This window comes from Gemmatimonadota bacterium, assembly GCA_009838645.1.
Lineage (GTDB): Bacteria > JAAXHH01 > JAAXHH01 > JAAXHH01 > JAAXHH01 > JAAXHH01.
Genome location: VXRC01000017.1, coordinates 175,928 through 198,853 on the forward strand (window position 1 = coordinate 175,928; position 22,926 = coordinate 198,853).

At 62.8% G+C, this 22,926-nt stretch carries 17 protein-coding genes and 1 tRNA gene; 8 read left to right on the top strand and 10 right to left on the bottom strand.

Going from position 1 to position 22,926, the window contains the following annotated elements; genetic code table 11:
* Positions 1 to 129: 129 nt before the first annotated feature.
* The 4 genes from F4Y38_05505 to F4Y38_05520 form a co-directional block, all read right to left on the bottom strand.
* Positions 130 to 1,023 (bottom strand): glycosyltransferase, encoded by an 894-nt coding sequence (locus tag F4Y38_05505; GenBank protein MXY48744.1) that lies wholly within the window; start codon positions 1,021 to 1,023, stop codon positions 130 to 132.
* A 21-nt stretch (positions 1,024 to 1,044) separates the two neighbouring features.
* Positions 1,045 to 2,394: a sigma-54-dependent Fis family transcriptional regulator gene (locus F4Y38_05510; GenBank protein ID MXY48745.1), complete on the bottom strand. Its 1,350-nt coding sequence runs from the start codon at positions 2,392 to 2,394 to the stop codon at positions 1,045 to 1,047.
* 66 nt (positions 2,395 to 2,460) lie between these two features.
* Entirely contained in the window at positions 2,461 to 4,308 is a 1,848-nt protein-coding gene (locus F4Y38_05515; protein MXY48746.1) for a HAMP domain-containing protein, read from the bottom strand.
* A 14-nt stretch (positions 4,309 to 4,322) separates the two neighbouring features.
* Positions 4,323 to 6,071, bottom strand: coding sequence for a hypothetical protein (locus tag F4Y38_05520; protein ID MXY48747.1), 1,749 nt, complete (start codon positions 6,069 to 6,071; stop codon positions 4,323 to 4,325).
* Positions 6,072 to 6,309: 238 nt separating this feature from the next.
* On the opposite strand from F4Y38_05520, the gene F4Y38_05525 reads away from it, so the two are divergent.
* Entirely contained in the window at positions 6,310 to 6,708 is a 399-nt protein-coding gene (locus F4Y38_05525; protein MXY48748.1) for a hypothetical protein, read from the top strand.
* Positions 6,709 to 6,712: 4 nt separating this feature from the next.
* Positions 6,713 to 6,784: transfer RNA gene (locus F4Y38_05530), tRNA-Gln, on the top strand.
* On the opposite strand, the gene F4Y38_05535 is transcribed toward F4Y38_05530, so the two are convergent.
* From F4Y38_05535 to F4Y38_05545, 3 genes are all read right to left on the bottom strand, one after another.
* Positions 6,756 to 7,274, bottom strand: coding sequence for a MarR family transcriptional regulator (locus tag F4Y38_05535; GenBank protein ID MXY48749.1), 519 nt, complete (start codon positions 7,272 to 7,274; stop codon positions 6,756 to 6,758). The genes F4Y38_05530 and F4Y38_05535 overlap by 29 nt on opposite strands.
* 214 nt (positions 7,275 to 7,488) lie before the next feature.
* Positions 7,489 to 8,670, bottom strand: a complete 1,182-nt coding sequence (locus tag F4Y38_05540; protein ID MXY48750.1) for a PLP-dependent transferase — start codon at positions 8,668 to 8,670, stop codon at positions 7,489 to 7,491.
* 65 nt (positions 8,671 to 8,735) lie between these two features.
* Positions 8,736 to 10,376, bottom strand: a complete 1,641-nt coding sequence (locus tag F4Y38_05545) for a methylmalonyl-CoA mutase (protein MXY48751.1) — start codon at positions 10,374 to 10,376, stop codon at positions 8,736 to 8,738.
* Positions 10,377 to 10,680: 304 nt separating this feature from the next.
* On the opposite strand from F4Y38_05545, the gene F4Y38_05550 reads away from it, so the two are divergent.
* From F4Y38_05550 to F4Y38_05570, 5 genes are all read left to right on the top strand, one after another.
* Positions 10,681 to 11,340, top strand: a complete 660-nt coding sequence (locus F4Y38_05550; protein MXY48752.1) for a hypothetical protein — start codon at positions 10,681 to 10,683, stop codon at positions 11,338 to 11,340.
* Positions 11,294 to 11,929: a hypothetical protein gene (locus tag F4Y38_05555; protein ID MXY48753.1), complete on the top strand. Its 636-nt coding sequence runs from the start codon at positions 11,294 to 11,296 to the stop codon at positions 11,927 to 11,929. Before F4Y38_05550 ends, F4Y38_05555 begins: the two co-directional genes overlap by 47 nt.
* Positions 11,930 to 12,107: 178 nt before the next feature.
* Entirely contained in the window at positions 12,108 to 13,127 is a 1,020-nt protein-coding gene (locus F4Y38_05560; protein ID MXY48754.1) for a thiamine pyrophosphate-dependent dehydrogenase E1 component subunit alpha, read from the top strand.
* The gene (locus F4Y38_05565; protein ID MXY48755.1) at positions 13,114 to 14,115 is read left to right on the top strand and encodes an alpha-ketoacid dehydrogenase subunit beta; all 1,002 of its coding nucleotides are present in this window, start codon (positions 13,114 to 13,116) and stop codon (positions 14,113 to 14,115) included. Before F4Y38_05560 ends, F4Y38_05565 begins: the two co-directional genes overlap by 14 nt.
* A gap of 27 nt (positions 14,116 to 14,142) precedes the next feature.
* On the top strand, positions 14,143 to 15,444 hold the full coding sequence (locus tag F4Y38_05570) for a dicarboxylate/amino acid:cation symporter (protein ID MXY48756.1): 1,302 nt from the start codon (positions 14,143 to 14,145) through the stop codon (positions 15,442 to 15,444).
* Here F4Y38_05570 and F4Y38_05575 read toward each other — a convergent pair.
* Positions 15,432 to 16,805 carry a dipeptidase gene (locus F4Y38_05575; GenBank protein MXY48757.1) on the bottom strand — a complete coding sequence of 458 codons (1,374 nt, stop codon included), beginning with the start codon at positions 16,803 to 16,805 and terminating at the stop codon, positions 15,432 to 15,434. The genes F4Y38_05570 and F4Y38_05575 overlap by 13 nt on opposite strands.
* A gap of 332 nt (positions 16,806 to 17,137) precedes the next feature.
* On the opposite strand from F4Y38_05575, the gene F4Y38_05580 reads away from it, so the two are divergent.
* Positions 17,138 to 18,832: a potassium channel protein gene (locus tag F4Y38_05580; protein ID MXY48758.1), complete on the top strand. Its 1,695-nt coding sequence runs from the start codon at positions 17,138 to 17,140 to the stop codon at positions 18,830 to 18,832.
* A gap of 33 nt (positions 18,833 to 18,865) precedes the next feature.
* Here F4Y38_05580 and F4Y38_05585 read toward each other — a convergent pair whose 3' ends face one another.
* Entirely contained in the window at positions 18,866 to 20,002 is a 1,137-nt protein-coding gene (locus tag F4Y38_05585) for an ArgE/DapE family deacylase (GenBank protein MXY48759.1), read from the bottom strand.
* On the bottom strand, positions 19,999 to 22,926 hold the full coding sequence (locus tag F4Y38_05590; protein MXY48760.1) for a response regulator: 2,928 nt from the start codon (positions 22,924 to 22,926) through the stop codon (positions 19,999 to 20,001). The genes F4Y38_05585 and F4Y38_05590 overlap by 4 nt, the downstream gene beginning before the upstream one ends.

The window sequence follows — 22,926 nt, forward strand, 5'->3', positions numbered from 1 at the left end:
TTTTTTGCCGGAAACGTGCAAAAACGTGGAATTCCGGGATCAAAATGCCCAGGTCGCGGGGATTCTGCGCGAAATGCGGGCGTAAACCGGAAATCCCCTTCGGAACGATGTGAAAGGATTTGCATAGACTCAGCTTCCCGCTGTCCCGGCGTAGCAGGCCAGGCTGACCAGGCTGGCCAGGCTGACCAGGCTGACCGCGATACGCCGTTTCTTGTCCAGGTAGCGATCGGCTTCCTCGAACCTGCGCCGCTTCTCCGCGCCGGCGGCGTATATGTCGATTTTGCCGTACAGGGTATCCAGGGCGGCGGTCAGGGCCTCGCCTTCCAGCGCGCCGCTCTGAATCAGCTTCTCCAGTGCGCGTATGCGGAAACGGTCCATGCCCCAGTACGCGCGCGACAACTGGTCCTCGTGGCCGCCGTACTTCAGCAGCAGGGGTTCGTCCACGTAGAGCACGGGTTCCCGCGCGCAGATGCGCAACCAAAGATCGTAGTCTTCGCAGACCGGAAGTTCCGGGTCGAACACGCCGAAGCGTTCGAACAGATCACGATGTATCAGCGCGGAAGAAGGGGAGATAACGCACAGGGGCAGACAATGATGGAAGATGTGTCCGCCGTACTTGGCGTGCTTTTTCATCGGATTGACCCGCCTGCCCTTGCGGATCCAGATCTCATCGGTGTGGCAGAACCTGTATCGCGGATCTCCTTTAAGCGCGCTCCACTGTCTTTCCAACTTGCGGGGAAGCCATTCGTCGTCGGAATCGAGCAAGGCGATCCAATCGTGTTTCGCCGCGCTGATGCCGTGATTCCTGGCCGCACTCACGCCCTGGTTTTCCTGGCAAAGGTACCGCACACCGGGAAAAGTGCGGACGAGGGCGGGGGTACCGTCCGTCGAACCGTCGTCGACCACGATGATTTCGGCCGGCGGCACAGTCTGTTCCAGGACGGACCGGATCGCCGACGGAAGCCGGTCTTCCCGGTTGTAAGTGGGAATCACGACGGAGATGGGACGGATTGTAGTTTTCATGCGGTGCCATCCTGAAGCCCGTCAATGAAGACCGTATTTCTTGATCTTGTACTGGATGGTCCTGACCGTGACGCCCAGGGCTTCCGCCGCGCGCGTCCGGTTTCCGCCGGATTCCAGCAGCGCCTGTTGGATGAGGCGTTTTTCGGCCTGTCCCCTGGAGTCCTTGAGTGACCCCTGGACGGGGGCCGCGTCCGCTTCGATCACGGGCGCGAGGGGAAAGCCGGGCAGATGTTCCGGCAGGATGCGTTCTCCGTCGCTCAATACGACGGCGCTCTCGATGGCGTTCTCCACTTCCCGGATGTTCCCGGGCCAGTCGTACCTCGTGCAGATCTCCAGGGCTTCCTCGGAGATATACTTGTCGCCGAGGCCGTTCTCCCGCGTGTACTTCCGAATGAAGTAATCGATGAGCGGCGGGATGTCGTCCCGGTGCTCGCGAAGGGGCGGCACCACGATGGGCAGGACGTTCAACCGGTAGTAAAGGTCCTGGCGGTAGCGCCCCTCGGCGACCGCGTCTTCCAGGTTGAGGTTGGTTGCCGCGATCACCCGGACGTCGATGTGCAACGGTTTCGTGCCTCCGAGTCGTTCGAACCGGCGTTCCTGCAGCACGCGCAGCAGCTTGACCTGGACAGCCCCGCTGATCTCGCCGATTTCGTCCAGGAAGATCGTCCCGCCGGCCGCCCGCTCGAAATACCCTTTGCGCGTCGTGCTCAGTGCGCCGGTATACGCCCCCTTTTCGGTCCCGAAGAGTTCGCTTTCCAGCAGGCTTTCGGGAATGGAGGCGCAACTTACATCCACGAAAGGACGTTCCTTGCGGTAGCTTCTGGTGTGGATCGCCCGGGCGATCAGGCTCTTGCCCGTACCGCTTTCACCGAGCAGCAGGACCGTGGTATTGGCCCTGGCGACTTTCTCCACACGGTCGAAGATTTCCCTGATCTGGGGGCTTTCGCCGATGATATCCGGGTCGGGGATGGAAGACGGTTTGGGTGATGCATCCGTACGCCGCCGGTTCTTCTTCTCCTGCAGCGCGCCTTCTATGGTAGCGAGCAGTTCCTCGAACTTCACCGGCTTGGTCAGATAGGTAAAAGCGCCGTCGCGCATGGCCTTGACGGCCGTCTCCACGGTGGCGAAGGCCGTCATCATGATGATACTCGTTTCCGGTGAAGTGCCGGTCATGCGCTTGATCAGGTTCAGGCCGTTGACCCGGGGCATTTTCATGTCAGTGAGCAAGACGTCGAACTGGCCGTTCCGGGCCGTTTCATAGGCCTGCTCCCCGTCCGTTACCCCCGTGACTTCGTACCCCTCGCCCGACAGCAACTCGACCAGCCCCTCTCGGGTGTTCCGGTCGTCTTCCGCGATCAGGATGCGTTCCATGGATGACCTCTGTTCCCTCTAGTCCCGAAAGCCGGGCCGGACCGCGCCGGACCAATCCGTGCCGGACTACTCCGCATCAGCGTTACCGGGTGCCTGTCCGGCGGAAGGCTCGGCGACTTCCGCTTCCAGCGCCGGCAGGGTCAGCGTGAAGGCCGTCCCCTTGCCGGGTGTGCTTTCGACCGAGATCACGCCCCCGTGTTTTTCTACGATCTGCTGGGCGATGGGCAGGCCCAGGCCCGTACCGGTCGACTTGGACGTGTAGTACACCTCGAATATACGATCCAGCCGGCCGGGATCAATACCCCTTCCCGTATCTTCGAATTTAATGTGGACCTGGGGGCTTTCGCCGAAGCCCTCCACGGTCAGGTCGCCGCGGTTGCGGGGCGGCGCCCGTTCCGTGGAGATCGTAAGCGTGCCTCCGGCCTCCATGGCGTCGAAAGCATTCAGCATGATATTCAAAAACACCTGCTTGATCTGGTTGACATCGACCGATACCGGCAGTTCGCCTTTTTGGTACCGGGTGTCGATGCGGACGCCCCGTTCCTGGGCCGTGCCCCGGTGGGTCGCGACGACTTCGTCGAGCACCTCGTTGATGTCGTGGGGGAAAGGCACCAGATCGGGCGGCCGAGCGTAGTTCAGGAAGTTCTCGACGAGGCTGTCGATACGCCAGATTTCCGAAATCACCTTCTCATAGTGCCCGCCCGGTTTATCCAGGTCGCCGTTCTGCTTCTCCATGTCCCGCTTGAGAATCCTGAGGTTGATGATCATGGAATTGAGCGGATTCCGGATCTCGTGGGAGAGTATGGTGGCGAATTTGCTCAGCGTCGCCAGCCGCTCGGCCTGTTTCAAGCGGCGTTCCTTCTCCAGCAGTTCGCGGGCCATCTGGTTGAACTCCCGGGCCAGGGTCGTCAGTTCGCCATGGCCCGGCGTTTCGATGGTATGGGTCAGCCTGCCCCGGGCGAACAACTGTGCGCCGCGCACCAGTTCGTAGATCGGGCGGACGATTTTGCGGACGACGAGCACACCGATCAGCGAAGCGACCGCCGCGCTGATCACCATGAGTACGCTGATTCCCAGGATCATGTCACGAGACCTGGCAAAGGCCCGGTCCGCCGGTTGTTCGATGACGACCTTCCACCCGATCGGCGTGACGGTCGCGAATGCGGCGACCATCTCACCCGACGCCCCGTTGTAGACCAGCGTGCCGCTCTGCCGTTCACCCAGTGCCGTGCCGACGGGGGAGCCGGACAAATCGTCCTGGCGGTACACCCTTTCCCGTTCAGGATGGGCTATCAGGCGGCCGTTGCCGGTCGCGACGTAGGCGTTGCCGAATCCTTCCCGCTGTCCCTCCCCCAGTTGAATGTTGTCCACCAGGTCCCACATGTCCTTCAGGCTCACCCGCGCTGCGAGGTATCCCGTGTGCTCGTCGAGACGCCGCACGGGCACGATGATCGTCACCGCGGGCAGGCCGTCGCCCGCAATGAACACCGCGGAGATCGTGGTCCCGTCCTCCGGAGGAAGCGCCAGGTCCGGCCGTGCCCGCAACGGCCCTTCGAGCCGCGTCGTCAGCCTTTCGCTTCCCGACAGGTCAAGCACGGCCAGTTCGCCGAGGAAGTCCTGCCGGATGACCAGGTTGTCGATCAACTGCTGGTACACCGCGTCCGTCGCGTCGATCATGTCCATGTTGTCCGCGGCGAGGTCGATCACGCGCTGCGCCTGTTCGATATACAAGCGGATCTCGTTGCTCGCCCGGCGTGCGACCTCGAGGTTGCCGTCCGCCACCGTGTCCTCGATCGAACGGCGGGCCGTGGCGAGCAGAAGCAGTCCGACGATCAGCACCGGAATGGTGGCCAGCGCGATATGGGACACGAGCAGCCGTGGCCACAACCCTTCTCGTAAGTTTCTGGGAAACATGAATTTGCGCGCCGTCAAGGGGCGTATTCGGTCCAGAACCAGGCCGCGGGCGACCTGAGCGCTTCACCTGGGCGGCCCAGGTTTTTCAAGGTAGGATTGTACGCGATGTACCGGGTATCCACGAAGTAGAGGAACATGCAGGGCTGGTCCCGGATCAAGAGCATTTCGAGCTGCTGATAGACGGGTCCTTCCCGGTACTGGTCGGACAGCCCGAAGAGGAAGTTTATGTTGCGGTCGACCTGGCGGTTCCGGTATCCGAGCATGTTCCCCAGGCCGATGCTCTCCGAGTGGAAGACGGCGTATAGATCGTCCGCCGTGGGCTCGAAATCCTGCACGAACAGCGCTGCGTCGTAGCTGCCGATACCGAGCCGTTGGACCAGTTCTTTCTGAGTAACGGGCACGGGAACGACCTGGATGCCGATATGGTTCAGGTTCAGCTTGACGACCCGTACCGTCTTCTCGGCCGAGGTCTGTCCCCTGGGAAACAGCAGTTCGAACCTGAGGGGCCGTCCCTCCCGGTCGAGGAACCCGTCGCCGTCGCCGTCCTCCCAGCCCTGCATGCGCAGCAGTTCAAGGGCCTCGCGCGGACGGTAATCGAATTCCATGTCGCCGCCCTTGAACTCGAAATCCGGGTGCAGGGGACCCTGGGCGAGCACTCCGGCGCCGCGCACGAGCACCTCTTCAAGGATGCGCCGGCGGTCCGTGGCATAGGTCAGCGCGCGCCGAATGGCCGAATCTGAAAGCAGCGGATGCCGGTGATTGTAGAAAACCGCCGAGAAGGCGCGGCTTCCGGGTACGATCGCCTGTATCTTCGCATCGGACCGCGCCCGTTTCAGGTCCTTCAGCGTGCCGTCGCGTTCCACTTCGATGAGATCCACTTCCCGCATGATGAATGCCGCCTGCAGGGATTCGGACGTGGGGTAGAATCGGTAGACCACCCGGTCCAGGTTCGCGCGGCCCTGGTGCCAGGTTTCATTGGCCTCGAGCGTCACCGTATCGTGGACGGGCCATGACGCGACCCGGTACGGACCCAGTCCGATGGGCCGGGTCGTTTCCAGGTGCGCGCCGGCGTCGGCGAAGAGGCCGGGGCCCATCTGATGCCGGGGCAGTATGGGCAGGGTCGCGAGCCGGTCGGGAAAGGCTTCGATCGGCGACTTCATGGTGATCCGGACGGTCTGTGGATCGAGGGCGGCAATCTGCCCGATATTCTGGAAATAGCGGTGAAAGACGGGATCGTACACTCGGGCGGCCTTGTACCGCGTGTACGTAAAGATCACGTCGGCGGCCGTCATCGGTTCACCGTCGTGGAATTCAATGCCCTGTTTCAGCCGGAACACCCAGTCGCGGCCGCCCGACAGCTTGATGGGCAGATAGGCCAGCCCGTCCGACGACGTACCCGATTCATCTACGCGAAGCAGTCCTTCGCCATAAATCAGCGAGGCAATCTCCCGCTCCACGCCGAGACTGTTGAACAGGGGGTGGAAGGTAAGATCTCCGACGGCCACCTTGCCGATGGTGACCACACCGCCTTCCAAAGCCGGGCCGTCATGGGGATCCAGGCGCTCCTGTGGCTCCGGACGCACCTGAGACTCAGGACGCACCTGGGACTGGCCGAGGACCGCGTCGGTTGGAAAAAGCAGGGACAGGCCCGGTATCAACGTGCAGGCAAGCAGGTGTCTGACCGTGAAATGCCGTGCTTTCAGCATGAAAACACCGCCCAGTAGTACCTGATCTGGAGGAGGGGATCGAGTGAGTTTCACCATTTTACTATCGATTGGACCGCCTGTCAAGCAGATTACGGCCCCGGCACGCGGGTCAACGCGGGCCGATGGTCAGCCAACACGGGCCAGCGATGAACGCGGGCCGATGGTCAGCCAACACGGACCAGCGACGAACGCGGGCCGATGGCCAACTTCCGATTGACACGCGGCGGCCGGCCGGGTAGATTGAGCCCGGCCGCGGGTACCGCGGTATTCGGGGCAACGGTTTCGGGTATTCTTTATGGATGGTTACAACGGCTCAGGGTCAACGCGAAAGCGAGCCGGTTGCGTCGCTGCCCTGTTTTTCGCGGCATTCGTGCATGCGGCCTGCGGGGGCGAAGACACCTTCGTGCTGACCGTATACAACACGCTGGAGAGTACCGAGGCCATTCAGGTCGACCTGGCGGGGGACGCGAGGGAACTGCCGGTAGGCGCGTACACGGAGTTCCGGTCCGTCAAGCCGGGAACGCACATCCTGTCGGTGGAATCCCCCACCTGTTCGGGTGTCGACCGCAACTCGGTGGAAGTCGCCGCTGATACCATTCTCCGGTACCGGGCTGAAAGAAGCGCGCAGACTGGGGCGTGCGAAATAACGTGGCGGGAAGAAGTCTTCCGGTCTGAAACGCCGACCGGTCCGTGAGTATTCCGGGGTCGTTCAATTGGCAGGACACCAGATTTTGGTTCTGGCTATCCAGGTTCGAGTCCTGGCCCCGGAGTTTGCTGCTTTGAATTTGCCCCTGCTGATTTCAGTACTTCGTCTTCGGTCTGCCACAACAGTTCCAACGAATCTACCACGGACTCCAGACTCTCCGCATCCCACCTCTCCGCGATCTGCAACGCACGTTGTCGTGCGTGTCTCAAGAACACTTCCGTAGCTTCCCTGCCGAGATCGGTCAGTTCACAGATAATCAGCCTGCGGTCAGTCCGACTCGTGCCTCGCTTAACATATTCCTTTTGAACCAGGTTCTTCACGATGATCGTCGTGTGAGCGATCGAAGTGCCCAGTTCGCCGGCGATATCGCTCATCTTCAACGGGCCGAAGTATCCCAGCAGGAACAAGGTGTTCATCTGGTGCGTATTCACGTGAAGGCGGCGGAGTTCTGTAATACGACCGCTGAACATCAAACGATTCAGATGTTCAACCGCATATACGAACCTTTCGATCAGTTTTCCTTCCGGGCCTGTCGTTGGTTTTCTCTGCATCATCGCCTTATTGTAAATGTGGGTTCACACATCACATGAAGAAAACGACTATTCTCTAAATATAAACATTTCTGCTAAAGTAACAACTGATTCGAATACAACCAGCGGTCGAATTACCGATGCAGGAAGATGGATCGAACGTCAGGACGGAATCCGAGGAACGGTAACGGATGGTCGCGGGTTTCCCGTCCCTGCGAACCCGCAACCCATGATTCGCCTAGATCTGTCCCAGGGCCTGGTCCAGATCTGCGATCAGATCGTCGGCGTTTTCGATCCCCACGGAAAACCGGACGAGTTCGTCCTTGATGCCGATCTCGAGGCGCTCGGACCGGTCCATTTCATAGAAGGACATGATGGCGGGCTGCTCGATCAGGCTCTCCACGCCGCCCAGGCTCGGTGCGATATAGGGGATGCGCACCGCGTCGATGAAGCGGATGGTCGTATCCATGTCGCCGTCGACCTCGAAGCTCACCACGCCGCCGAAACCGCTCATCTGCCTGCGCGCGATTTCATGACCCGCATGGCTTTCCAGTCCGGGATAGTACGTCTTCCGGATGCGCGGATGGCCTTCCAGGTAACGGGCGACGGCCAGGCCGTTCGCGTTGTGCTGTTCCATGCGCAGGGCGAAGGTCTTCAGGCCGCGGATCAGCAGGTACGCGCCGTGCGGGTCGACGATGCCCCCCGTGACGTCGCGGAACTCGCGGACGGCGGCGATGAGCGGCGCGCTGCCCACGACGGCGCCGGACAGCAGGTCGTTGTGGCCGCCCAGGTACTTCGTGGCGCTGTGGAGGACCAGGTCGATCCCGAATTCCAGCGGCTTCTGGTTGTAGGGCGTGGCGAACGTGCCGTCGATCAGCACCTTTACCCGGTGCCGGGCGGCGATCTCCACGACCTTCTCCAGGTCGATCACGTTCAGGTACGGGTTCGTGGGAGATTCGGATACGATGAGCCGGGTCTTCGAGGTGATCGCCGAGGCCAGTTCATCGTAATCGCCCGTCTTGACGAAGGTCACGTCGATATTGTAGCGCGGGAGGATCTGCCGGCAGAACTGGCGGCTGCGCCGGTAGCACTCGTCCATGACGATCACGTGGGCGCCCGAGGAGAGCATGGCGAGCAGCACGGAGGTAAAGGCGCTCATCCCCGAAGAGAACAGGGCGGCGTCCTCACCGCCTTCAAGCTCGGCGATCTTGCGTTCCGCCACCGACTTGGTGGGGTTGCCGTAGCGTCCGTATTCCTCCCGGTCGACCTCTCCCGTCGTGTAGTCGATCAACTCCCGGGTATTCTGAAAGACGTAGGTGGAGGTCTGGACGATGGGATTGGTCACCGACGAAAACGGTTTGTCGCGGTGTTCCCCGCCATGCACGGAGCGGGTGGACAGTCCCTTCTTGTTACGCGGCATATGATCCGGTTTCCCTTAAGGTTTCTTTTTACTATGGTACTAATGGCAACTACGGTCGACGCGCGTCAATAGGCCGCGGGTTCCTCGTACAGACCGTGCACTTCCTGCATCACGCCCACGATCTCCCCCAGCGTGGCGTAGGCCTTCACCGCGTCCAGCATGGGCGGCATGATATTCTCCCCGTTCCGCAGCGCGGTCCCCAGGTCATCGAGGGCGTGCCGGGCCGCCGACCCGTCTCTCCGCCGCCGCACCGCATCGAGGCGGCTTCGCTGTTCCCTTTCAATGCGAGGATCGATGCGAAGCGTCTCCAGGTCGCGGTTCTCGGGGGCGACGAAATCGTTCACGCCGGTGATGATCCGTTCCCGGTCTTCGATCTCCGCCTGGTACCGGTTGGCCGCGGCCATGATCTCGCGCTGGGGAAAGCCGGACTCGATCGCCCCAACCATGCCGCCGAAGCCGTCGATCTTCTTGAAATACGCCTCGGCCTCCTCTTCCAGCCGGTTCGTCAGGGATTCGACGTAGTAAGATCCTCCCAGGGGATCGACCGTGTCGGTCACGCCGGTTTCATGGGCGATGATCTGCTGGGTCCGCACGGCGATGCGGGCCGCCTTTTCCGAGGGCAGCGCGTAGGCTTCGTCCAGCGCGTTGGTATGCAGCGACTGGGTGCCGCCCAGCACCGCGGACAGTGCCTCCACGGCCGTACGGACGATGTTGTTCTCCGGCTGCTGCGCGGTCAGGCTGCACCCGGCGGTCTGGGTGTGGAAGCGCAGCATCCAGGACCGCTCGGACCGGGCGCCGTACCGCCGGCGCATGTGGCGCGCCCAGATCCTCCTGGCGGCGCGAAACTTGGCGATCTCTTCGAAGAAATCGATGTGGGCGTTGAAGAAGAAGGACAGCCGGGACGCGAAGCGGTCGACATCGAGGCCGGAGGCCATGCAGGCGTCGACGTAGGCAAATCCGTCCGCCAATGTGAAGGCCAGTTCCTGGGCGGCCGTCGCGCCCGCCTCCCGGATGTGGTACCCGCTGATGCTGACGGGGTTCCACCGGGGTACGCGCTCCGTGCAGAAAACCACCGTATCGGATACGAAGCCTACCGCGGAGGCCGGCGGGCAGATCCACTCCTTCTGCGCGATGTATTCTTTCAGGATGTCGTTCTGCAGCGTGCCCCGCAACCCGGTCCAGGATATGCCTCTTTTCTCCGCCAGGGCCAGGTACATGGCCAACAGCACGGCGGCCGGGGCGTTGATGGTCATGGACGTGCTGATCCGGTCAAGCGGGATGCCGGTAAACAGGGTCTCCATGTCTTCCAGCGTGTCGACGGCGACCCCGCAGACGCCCACTTCGCCTTCGGAGGAGGGGTGATCCGAATCCAGCCCCATCAGCGTGGGTACGTCGAAAGCCACCGACAGGCCGTTCTGGCCCTGTTCCAGGAGAAACTTGAAACGGGCGTTGGAATCGGCCGCGGAACCGAAGCCGGAGAACTGCCGGATGGTCCAGGGCCTGCCGCGGTACAGGGAAGCGTGGATCCCGCGCGTGTAGGGGTACTGCCCCGGGTATCCTTCGTCGCGCAGATAACCGGCACCGGACTGCCGGCCGGCCGTATACAACCCTTCCACGGGAGATCCGGAGATATTGGTGAAGGAAGGCTTGCGCAGGGGCCGCCCCCCGCTTTCAACTTCCTTCGGCTTTCTTTTGATGCCGTCCATCGCATCCACCAGGCAAGACTTAATTGCGCCAGACTATTTCAGTTACACCCGCGAGCAACACCGTAATATAGCCGCGGGCAGGGGGTCGTCAAGCGGGAAGTGCTTCCTTGAAACACCCGCGGGGACCGCCGAATTCCGTTGACATTTTCGACACCGACCGGTTAAGATTCGCAGGACCCGATCACACTTTTGATCGCGATAATCGCGCGCGGCGATTTCCGGATTCGCCGCCCACCGTGCCGCGTTCGTCATCCACTTCAACAGTGGTTTCCCGCGTCATTTTCTCGAATTCCGAACCTCCGGCATGGCTATGAACACTCCCGAGATACCGCTCTTCCCGCTCAATACCGTGCTCTTTCCGGGCATGCCCCTGCACCTTCACATTTTTGAACCGCGCTACAAGGAAATGGTGCAAAAGTGCCTCCACGAGAAAATGGAATTCGGCATCCTCCTCCTCCATGAAACCCAGTTGTGCCAGGTGGGCTGCACGGCCCGGATCACGCAGATCCTGAGACAGTTCGAGAACGGTTCCATGGATATCCTCACCGAGGGACGCAGGCGGTTCCGGGTCCTCGACGTGCTGAACCGCGAGTCCTACCTGGAAGCCGTCGTGGAGTACTTCGACGACGAGAGCGAGGACATCCCCTCCGACCTCCTGAAGAAGGTCCTGAACGCCTACCAGAAAATGATCCGCCTGCAGACCAGGGGCGTGGGCGCCATCCGCGGCATATTCGACCCGGTGCACTTCTCCTTCATCATCGCGTCGACGATCGACATGGTGCTGAAGGACCGGCAATCCCTGCTGGAACTGACTTCCACCACGGAACGGATCAGGAAACTCGACACGGCGCTCCTCGTGACGATGCAGAAACTGGACAAGCAGGAAAAACTGAAACGCGTGGCCGAAATGAACGGACATGGCAAGCACGAGCCCGAAGAAAGCGAATCCGAAGACGGCGAATAGCGCCGCCGGCACGCGCCGCCTGACGGCCATGGCCGTGGCCGTTGCCCTCGCGGTCCTCCTCGGGTTCATCCGTCTATACCGGCTGCCTTGGGGCGGTTCGCTTTCGCTCAAGATCCTGCCCCTGGTCTACCTTGCGATCACCTACGGACCCAGGGCGGGCATGGCCGGGGGGCTCGCCGCGGGCCTGGTCACGCTGATCCTCGACCCGGTCGTCTTCCATCCCATACAGGTCTTCCTGGACTACCTGCTGCCCTACGCGCTGCTCGGGATCATCGGCTTCTTCCCTGCCTGGCCCCGGGTGGGCATCCTCGCGGCCGGCGTACTCCGCCTGGCGAGCCACGTGGTGTCCGGCGCGGTCTATTTCGCGGCCTTCACGCCCCCGGAACTGAACCGGCAGGTCTACGAACTGGTCCGGGATTACACGGGGATCACCCTGTCCCCCTTGCTCCAGGAATGGACGGCGCCGTGGCTCTACGCCCTGCTCTACAATGCCAGCGTCGTCGTTCCGGAGACGGTCCTGATGATCCTCTTCGCCCCGCCGCTGGTCCGCCGGCTCAACCGTGGATTCGCGCCGGAACAAACCCGGTGAGCGCTGGCGTGGAAACCGCTGAAACCGGGTCGGATCAACGGCGCCTCGGCGGGGGTATTTTCCTCTTGCCTGGCCGCCGGCCCTCCCGTATTATGTCACAATTCGTCCGAACCGTTTGTTCTGTTACGTCCGTACCGAATCTCCGATCACGCCGCTACGGCCAAGGAGAGTTCGAAACATGTCCGAATCCCTGGAGCTGATCACGACCTCCAGCGACGAAGGAACGCTGCCGCTGCCCGAGCCGCTGTGCCGGGAAATCTACGACAAAATGCTGACTATTCGGCGTTTCGAGGAGGCCGTTCTGGAGATCTACACCCAGGGCCTGATGCGCGGCCTGGCGCACCTGTACATCGGCCAGGAAGCCTCGGCCGTGGGCATCTGCTCGGCGTTGAACGACGACGATTACCTCACCAGCACCCACCGGGGCCACGGCCACCTGATCGCCAAGGGCGGCAAGGTGGACCGCATGATGGCGGAAATGATGGGCAAGGTCGACGGCTACAACCGCGGCAAGGGCGGCACCATGCACATCGCCGACATGAGCCTGGGCATCCTGGGCGCCAACGGCATCGTCGGAGGCGGCATGGGCATGGCGACCGGCGCGGCCCTGAGCGGAAAGATGCGCGATTCCGGGCAAGTGGCCGTATGCTTCTTCGGCGACGGCGCCATCAACCAGGGCGCCTTCCTGGAATCCGCCAACCTGGCTTCCGTCTGGTCGCTGCCCGTCCTGTTCGTCTGCGAAAACAATCACTATGGAGAATATACGGCCGCCAGCGACGTAACGGCCGTCCGGGAACACGTGGCCGAACGGGCCGCGGGGTTCAACATGCCGGCCATGGTGGTGGACGGCAACGACGCCGTTGCGGTGCACCAGACCGCGGTGGAGATGGTAAAGCGGGCCCGGGCCGGCGAGGGGCCGTGCCTGATCGAGAACAAGACCTACCGGTACCGTGGGCACCACGTGGGCGACGGCGACCCGGAAAAGACCTACCGGACCCAGGAGGAGACGGACACCTGGCTCGCGAAAGATCCCATTCCCCGCTTCGCCCGGCGCATGCTGAAGGCGGGCATGGTCGACGAGACGGAACTGGAGTCCATCGACGCGGACATCACGAAGCGGGTGGAAGACGCCGTGGCCTTCGCCAACGAATCCCCCTATCCCACGGCCGACGAGGTGACCGACCATGTCTACGCCTGAGCGTGTGATTACCTACGGCGAAGCAGTCCGCGAGGCCATCGCGGAGGAGATGCGGCGGGATGAGACCGTCTTCTTCATGGGAGAGGACGTGGCCGCCGCGGGAGGGGTCTTCAAGGTCACCGTGGGGCTGCTCGACGAGTTCGGCGAAGACCGGGTGCGGGACACGCCCATATCGGAAGCGGGCATCATGGGCGCCGGCGTGGGCGCCGCCCTGACGGGCATGCGGCCCATCGTCGAGATCATGTTCGGCGACTTCATCACCATCGCCATGGACCAGATCGTCAACCAGGCGGCCAAGATGTGTTACATGACCGGCGGACAGGCCAAAGTGCCGCTGACGATCCGGACCACGATCGGCGCGGGCCGTTCTTCGGCGGCCCAGCATTCCCAGAGCCTGCAGGCCTGGCTGTCCCATATACCCGGCGTCAAGGTGGCCATCCCCTCCACGCCGGCCGACCTGAAGGGCCTGCTCAAGTCCTCCATCCGCGACGACAACCCCACCGTCATCTACGAAGACAAGATGATGTACGCCCTGAAGGGGCCAGTGCCCGAAGACGACGACTACACCATACCCTTCGGCGTGGCCGACATAAAGCGGGAAGGGTCGGACGTGACCCTTGTCGCCACCTCGAGCATGGTGCACACCGCGCTCAAGGCCGCGGACATGCTGGAAAAGGAGGGCGTCAGCATCGAGGTGGTGGATCCCAGGACACTGTCCCCCCTCGATATGGACACGATCATACGTTCCGTCGAGAAGACCAGCCGCGCCGTGGTGGTCGACGAAGCCTACCAGAGCTACGGAGTCACGGGCGAACTGGCCTCCCGGATCGCCGACGATGCCTTCGACTACCTGGACGCCCCCGTGAAGCGCGTGGGGGCCATGGACGTCCCCGTACCCTTCAGTCCCGGGCTGGAACCGCAGACCATTCCCGACGAGGCGAAACTGGTCCAGACCGTTCAGGGCCTGTTCCACGACGTCCCCGTATAGACCGAGACTGCGGAGCGATCATACTATATGAACCTGTGGCGCCTTCCCCTGCACTGGAAGATCATCATCGGGTTGATTCTCGGATTGTTCTACGGGATCCTCTCCGCGGCCATGGGCTGGAGCCGGTTCACAGAGGACTGGATCACGCCCTTCGGCGACATCTTCCTGAACCTGCTCAAGGTCATCGCCGTTCCCCTCGTGCTGGGCTCGCTCATCATGGGCGTCGCCTCCCTGTCGGACGTGAGGAAACTGTCGCGCATCGGCGGCAGGACGATCGCCATTTACATCCTCACGACGACTGTCTCCGTGACCATCGGGCTCGTCATGGTCAATTTGCTCGAACCCGGGACGGGGGTGCCCCAGGGGTTGCAGGAACAGCTGCAGGCGGCCTACCAGACCGACGCGGAATCCGACATGGAACGGGCCGAAACGGCCAGGGAGCGGGGTCCGCTGCAGGTCTTCGTGGACATGACGCCCGATAACATCTTCGGCGCGCTGAGCAACAACGGGCGCATGCTCCAGGTCGTCTTCTTCTCACTCCTCTTCGGCGTTGCCCTGGTACTGATCCCGTCCGACAAGAGCAAACCCCTGGTGGATTTCTTCTCAGGACTCACGTCGGTCATCATCCAGATCGTGAACATGATCATGGTCGTCGCCCCGATCGGCGTCTTCGCCCTGATCGCCAAGACCATCAACCAGGTGGCCCAGGACGACCTGTCCGCCGTCGGTGAACTCCTTGGCGCCCTGGGCTTCTACTGCCTGGTGGTCCTCCTGGGGCTGCTGATCCACGGCATCATCACCTACCCGGTCATGCTCAAGATCTTCTCCAACATGAAAATCGGGCGGTTTTTCCGGGGGATCGCCCCGGCCCAGCTCCTGGCCTTCTCATCCAGTTCCAGCGGGGCCACGCTCCCGGTCACCATGGATGTGAGCCAACGGAATCTCGGGGTTTCAAAAGAGGTTTCGTCCTTCGTCCTGCCTCTCGGCGCCACGATCAACATGGACGGCACCGCGCTCTACCAGGCCGTGGCCGCCGTGTTCATCGCACAGGCCCTCGGTCTCGGGCTCGACATGACCGCCCAGTTGCAGATCGTCCTCACGGCCGTCCTCGCCTCCATCGGCACCGCCGCCGTGCCCGGCGCGGGCATCATCATGCTGATCATCATCCTGGAGACCATCGGCGTGCCGGCCGCGGGCATCGCGCTGATCCTCGGCGTCGACCGCATCCTCGACATGTGCCGCACCGCGGTGAACGTCACGGGCGACGCCGCCGTGGCGACCTCGGTGGACGCCATGGAGAAACGGGCGGCCGCCCGTCAGTCCGCGTAACGGCCGTATTCCTCGTAGAACCAGGCCGCGCTGTCGATACCCCGGTAGAAATTGGGCAGGTGGAACTTCTCGTTGGGCGCGTGGGCGTCGCAGTCGGGCAGGCCGAAGGCCATCAGGACCGTGGGCAGGCTCAGAATCTCCTCGAACATGGCCACCACCGGGATGCTGCCGCCCTCCCGGATGTAGACGGGCTCCTTGCCGAAGCCCCGCGTAATGGCCTCGTGGGCGGCCGTCACCGCGGGATGGTCCCGCGCCGTGAGGACCGGCTTGCCCGTGCCGTGATGGATGACTTCCACCTTGACCGAGGGCGGTGCGAGGCTTCTGACGTAGTCTTCGAACGACCTGGCGATCTTTTCGGGGTCCTGGTTCGGCACGAGGCGCATGCTCACCTTGGCCATGGCCTTCGAAGGGATCACGGTCTTCGATCCCTCGCCCGTGAATCCTCCCAGCATCCCGTTTACATCGAGGGTGGGCCTCGCCCACAGGCGTTCCAGGGTCGAGTAGCCTTTCTCGCCCGTGGCTTCCGGCAGTCCCAGTCTCCCGGCGAATCCTTCCTCGTCGAAGGGTAGCGTGGCAAGCGACGCACGCTCTTCATCGCCAAGGGCCAGGACATCGTCGTAGAAACCGGGCACGGTGATCCTTCCGTCGCCGTCCACCATCTTGCCCAGCATCTCGGAAAGCACGTTCAGGGGGTTGGGCACCGCGCCGCCGTAGACGCCCGAATGCAGGTCCTTGTTGGGTCCCTCGAGCCGGACCTCCATGTAGGCCATGCCCCGCAGGGCATACCCGATCGAGGGCTGTTCATAGTCGAACATGGACGTGTCGGATATGACCACCACGTCCGCCGCCAGTGCTTCCCTGTGGCTTTCCAGGTATGCTTCCAGGTTCTCGCTCGAAACCTCTTCCTCGCCTTCGATCAGCAAGCGGACGTTCACCGGCAACCGGCCGTTCTCACGCAGGTGGGCCTCCAGGGCCTTCACGTGCAGCCAGACCTGCCCCTTGTCGTCCGTCGATCCGCGGGCGTAGAGGTTGTCGCCCCGGATCACGGGATCGAAAGGATCGCTTTCCCACAACTCAAAGGGTTCGGCGGGCTGGACGTCGTAGTGGCCGTATAACAGGACGGTGGGCTTGCCGGGCGCACCGAGCCAATCCGCCGTCACGATGGGATGGCCGGGCGTGGGATTCACGGCCACGTTATGCATGCCGATCCGCTCCAGTTCGCCGGCGAGGAACCGGGCGCACCGGCGCAGGTCCTCGCGGTGGTGGGGATGGGTGCTCACGCTGGGAATGCGGAGGAAGTCCTTCAAGCCCTCCAGGGCCTGGGTCCGCTGTCCTTCCAGGTAGGAAATGACGTTTCTCATGGTCTGCGATTCCGTTCGTTGGTGATGGGGGATGGGTTCCGGCCTCCGGTCGCCCGGAATGGGACCTGGCCGCCCGGGACCGAAGCGCTTCATGCATCTGGCAGGTTACAGGAACGGCATGCGGAGGAGCAAGGAGAAAAACACGGGGACCGGGGACGGGACCGAGGTTCGGACGCAACCGGGCGGATTCGACATTTCGGCTATGGCTTCCCGTGTGGGCTTGACAGTACGCCGGGATGGTCTTAGACTGGTAATTTCGCAATGCGGTGCACGGCGCGGGCAGGATTCGCCGCGTCGTGACTCGATCCATTACCGGCCATCCCGGATTCGCCATGCAGACCTTCTTAAAGCAGTACCTGGGCGTATTGCGCACCACGATCGGATCGGGTAACCTGAAGTTCTTCTACCGATTCTTCATCTTCCTCTTCCTGTTGATCCTGGTCTATACGTTCCTGTTCCACCAGCTCCAGCAAATGGAGGGACGGGAACACTCGTGGTTCACCGGATTCTACTGGACGCTGGTCACGATGACCACGCTCGGTTACGGCGACATCGTCTTTACCACCGACCTGGGCCGTGTTTTCTCATTGTGCGTGCTGCTGACGGGCCTGACGACGCTGATCATCGTGCTTCCCGTGGCCTTTGTCGAGTTCATCTACCGGCCCTGGCTCAGCGCCCACTCCATCGCGCGCGCGCCCCGCTCGCTGGAACCGACCTTCCAGGAACACGTGATTATCACCCATCACGACGAGGTGACGAGTTCGCTTGCCGCCCGGCTCAAGCAGTACGGGAACGATTATGTGTTCATCATACCCGACCTGGACGAAGCATTGCTCCTTCACGACCGGGGCCTCAACGTCGTGTATGGCGACCTGGACAACTCGGAGACCTACCGACACGCGAACGTGGACCAGGCGGCGCTCGTCGTGGCCACCGGCAAGGACACGCTGAATACCAGCATCGCATTCACGATCCGGAATATCAACCGGCAAATCCCCATACTGGCCACGGCGAATTCTCCAGACTCCGTAGATATCCTCGAACTGGCGGGCTGCACCCACGTGATCCAGCTGGGACAGCAGATGGGGCAGCTCCTCGCCCGGCTGGCTTCGAGCGTGGATTCCATGTCCCACGTACTCGGAAACGTCGAAGACCTGATGGTCGCCGATGCGAGCATCGTGGATACCCCGCTCATCGGCAAGACCCTGCGCGAGACGCGTCTTCGCGAACTGACCGGCGTCACGGTCGTCGGCGTGTGGGAGCGGGGGAGGTTCCACGTGATCGCGCCCGATACGCCGCTGACCGAACGGATGATCCTGGTGCTCCTGGGGACGGAGAGCCAGATCACGTCCTACAATGAGTTGTTTGCCATCTACAACGTATCCGATCCGCCCATCGTCATCATCGGCGGCGGACGGGTGGGTCGGTCCGCGGGAGGCACGCTCGTGGAGAGAGGGCTGGACTACCGGATCATCGAGCAGCAGGCCGACCGGATCCGGGATGAAAAGCACTACGTACTGGGCGACGCGGCGGATATCGAGACCATGAAGAAGGCCGGCCTCATGGACGCGCCCACTGTCATCATCACGTCCCATGAAGACGACATGAACATCTATCTCACGATCTACTGCCGCAAGCTGCGGCCGGATATCCAGATCATCACCCGGGCGAAACAGGAAAGGAACGTGGAAGCGCTGCACCGGGCGGGGGCCGACTTCGTCATGTCCTACGCTTCCATGGGCGCCAACATCATCCTGAACCTGCTCAAGCGGAACGACATCGTCATGATCACGGAAGGGTTGAACTTCTTCCGGGTCCGGCTACCCCGCGAACTGGCCGGCAAGACCATTGCCGAGTCGCAGGTCTACCCGGAGACGGGATGCTACATCACGGCCGTTTTCACCGGGAAGGAAAGCATCGTGAGTCCCCCGCCATCGATGAAACTGTCCACCGGGTGTGAGATCCTGCTGATCGGGACGATCGAAGCGGAAAACAGGTACCTGGAGCGGCACGGCAAGAAAACGTGATCCCGGAAGGGCGTGCAATGCGCCGAGCGCCGGTCATGCGCAGTACGCTTTGGCTACTTCCGTGAGGACTTCGGTACAGGCTTCGATCGACGCAACGTCCACCCATTCGTTATCCCCGTGAAAGTCTCCTCCCGCCGGGCCGTAGACTACCGTCGGGATCGAGCGATCGCTCAGCAGCGCGGCATCCATCCAGCCCGCGCTCCCGGAGACACCGGTCCTGCGACCGGATGTCCGAGCGGCGACCGAACTGACCAGTTCAACGATCTCATGACCGGCATCGATCGAGAACGGCCGACGTTCGAAGGTCAGGTCGATCGAGGCCTTGAAACCCGGATCGGTCCGGCGGCATCCTTCGGCGATATCTTCCAGCTCCGTGATCACGCTCTGCGCCGTCTCTCCCGGAACCGTGCGCCTTTCCAGACCCAGGCGGCACGTCGCGGGATAACTTGACATCTCACGGCCGCCGGCGATGACCGAGGCATGCACCGATCCGGAACCGAGCAGCGGATCTCCAGTGCGTTGTTCCAGCTCGGTCTGGAGATCCTCGAGCCCCCGGAGAAACGCCCCCATCTTCGTGATGGCGTCCAGTCCATCATTCGGCCTGGAGCCATGGGCGGCACGGCCCTGCGTGATGACATCCGCCCAGACGAAACCCTTGTGTGCGACCACGACGTCCCCGTTGGTGGGTTCGGTCACGATGGCCGCATCGGCCGTCACGCCGCTGTCCAGAACGGCCGTGGTGCCGACGCTGTAAGCCTCTTCGTCGGCGACCGCCGTCATGATGACGTCCCCCCTCAAGGCCATGGTGCCCGCGCTGGCCAATGCGGCCATCATCGCGGCGACGGAAGCCTTCATGTCGCCGGCGCCTCGGCCGTACATCCTGCCCTCTTCGATCCTCGGGCGGAACGGGTCGTCCATGCCGTCCACGCCGACCGTATCGAGATGGCCGTTCAGGATGAGCGACCGTCCTCCCCCCGTTCCCCGCGCGACGGCTACCACGCTGGGACGTCCGTCCGCATCCACGATCCGCACGTCGAGGGACCGGTCCCGGCACCAGTCCGCAACGAAGGCGGCGATTTCCATCTCGCCCGCGGCGGTCGGTGACAGCGTGGGATTCGTCGAGTCGATCGAAACGAGTTTAGCGGTGAGTTCCTGGAACGTGTTCGTCATTTTCCACTCCCGGCCTGCATTTTCGCTCCGGCGACGCGTTCCGCCAGGACCGGCTTCAACCGGTCCAGTTCATGGGCGAGCGCCGACAGAGCCGCCTCCACACCATCCAGGTCGCCCTCCCTGCCCATCATTTCAAGGCGCTGGGCGGCTTCGACGACGGCCTCGGCCTTGAAAACCCCGGCGGAGCCCTTCAACGTATGGGCATGCCGTCTCAAGTCGGCGGCGTTCCCCGCATCGACCGCCTCGCGGATGCCAGCTTCGAGCCGCGGGCACTCGGCCATGAAGAGTCCGGCCAGTTCGGCGATCACGGCCTCGTCCCCGCCAACCTGCACAACGGCCTTTTCCCAATCGACGGGCGCGGCATCTGAGTCCTGCATCGGCGGGACATCCTCTCCTGGCCCCGTCGGCATACCCTCCACCGCCGCGTACAGCAACTGGGCCTTGATGGGCTTGGACAGGTAATCGTCCATCCCGGCCGCCAGGCACCGCTCCCGGTCGCCGCTCATGGCGTGGGCTGTCATGGCGACAATGGGGATATGATCGCTGCCCGTTTCCAGGCCGCGAATGGTCCGCGTCGCCTCCAGTCCATCCATCTCGGGCATCTGCACGTCCATCAGGATCAGATCGAAGGCGTCGGACTTGAACCGCTCGACCGCTTCCCGGCCGTTGTTCGCCACGGTGACCGCGTGGCCCCTGGACTCCAGCATGAGGACCGCGACGCGCTGGTTCACGACGCCGTCCTCTGCCAGGAGGATGCGCCGCGGCACCACCCCTTCGGACAAGCCGCCGGCGCCCTCTTCCAGCGCGGGAGCGCAAGTGCCGGCCACGGTATCCATGATGGCGTTCAGCAGGTCGGACTGCTTGACCGGCTTGCTGACCGTACAGGCGATTCCAACGTAATCGCCGATCCCGGGATCGGCCCGCTGTCCGGCGGAGACCAGCAGGATGACGCCGAGATTCCTTCCGTCGGCATACCGGTTGATTTCCCGGATGAGCCCGTATTCTTCCATTTCCGGCATGGTTTCGTCCAGCAGAATCAGCCGGATGGCTTCACCGTCATCTCCGGTAAGAGCGGCGAGGGCTTCCACTCCGGTGCCGGCTTCCGTGGTCTGCATGGACCATTCGGCCAGCATGTCGACCAGGAACCTCCGATTGGTGGGATGGTCGTCCACAACGAGTACCCGCCGGCCGGTCAGCGGCCCGGTGTCCACGACCGGCTTTTCCACCGCGTCGGACCGTTTTTGCATTTCGACGGTAAAATGGAAGTTGCTGCCCCGGCCTTCTTCGCTTTCGACCCAGATGCGGCCGTTCATCATGGCAGTCAACTGCGCGCAGATGGCCAGTCCCAGGCCCGTTCCGCCGTACTTCCTCGACATGGAACTGTCCGCCTGGCTGAAGACGTCGAAGATCAGCTGCTGCTTGTCTTCCGGTATGCCGATGCCGGTGTCGGCCACCGAGCAGGCCAGCGTAATGGCTTCCTCCGTTTCCGAGGCCAGCGACATGGAAAGGACCACGTCGCCCGCTTCCGTGAACTTGATGGCGTTTCCGACCAGGTTGATCACGATCTGGCTCAACCGTCCCGGGTCGCCCACCAGCTGGTCGGGCACGTCGGGCGCGACCTTGTACGCCAGTTCGAGGTCCTTTTCCGCAGCGGGGATCGACATGGCCTGCACGGTATTGGCGATGCGCTCCCGCAGTTCGAAGGGGATCGATTCGAGTTCCAGGCGGCCCGCCTCGATCTTCGAGAAGTCCAGGATATCGTTCAACAGGCCCTGGAGCGATTCCGTGGACTGATCGATGAGCCGCATGAACTCCCGCTGCCGGGAGGTAAGATCGGTATGCAGCATGAGCTGGGTCATGCCGGTGATCCCGTTGATCGGCGTGCGAATCTCGTGGCTCATGTTGGCGAGAAATTCGCTCTTGGTGCGGCTGGCTTCCTCGGCCGACTCCTTGGCTTCCTGGAGTTCCCCCTGGAAGAGCACCATGTCGTGGGTCGTCTGTTCCAGCAGGGCGTTCTGCCGGTGCAGTTCGTGGGCCATTCGCGTGCGTTCCGCGTCGATCTGCCCGATCGAGCGGGCGTTCCACCAGATCAGGATATTGAAGGCGATCACGTTGCAGACCACAAAGATCGAATGGCCGAACTCCACACCGTAGAACCCCGCCCTTTCTCCCTGGAACTGGAGCCAGCCCAGGATGATGGGAATGAGAAAGGCCGCCGGAAGCAAACGGCGGGCCATGAGGCCGCCGGCCGTGGCGCTGACCAGCGTGGCGGCCGGTTCGCGGCGGGGACGCGCGCAGAATATGCCGACGCACAGGACGCCGAAGCCCAGCGCGGTGTTCAGCGATATGGGGATCACGCCGGAAACCCGGTACAGGACCATGGTGCTGTAGATCGCACCGGCCAGGGACAGGAGGGCAATGATCCCGGCGTTCATGACGCAGACGTGGGACAGCCAGTGTCTCGGCCCGCGCAGGTCGAGGAGCAGGAGCGCGAGGCCCAAGAGCATGAAGGTAAAGGCGGTGTGCGGCGCCATGCGGCTGCCGCTCAGGGACGCCGCGAAGAGCCACTGGTCGATCCCCCTGCCGCCAACGTCAATGTCGAACAGCTTGACGGCTCCCAGCGCCATGAGAAGCCCCGCGCCGGCGAAACCTGTCCAGCGGCGATACGCCGAAGCGTTCCGCTGAAGCAAGGCGCACAACGTGGCGCCGGCCAGCAGAAAGGCGGCGGCCGTGAGCGGATTCATGGGAACCCGCCCGGGGTTGACCAGACCCCGCAGGACGGCGAGATCGAACTGCCAGCCGGAAAGCACGAACACCGAGCACGCGATGACGATCACGCTGCACAGGTAGGCGGCTTTCTGCAATAGCCGCACCCAGGCCGCGTCGATCTCCGTCGAAGCCGCGTTGGTTTCCGTTGAAGCCAT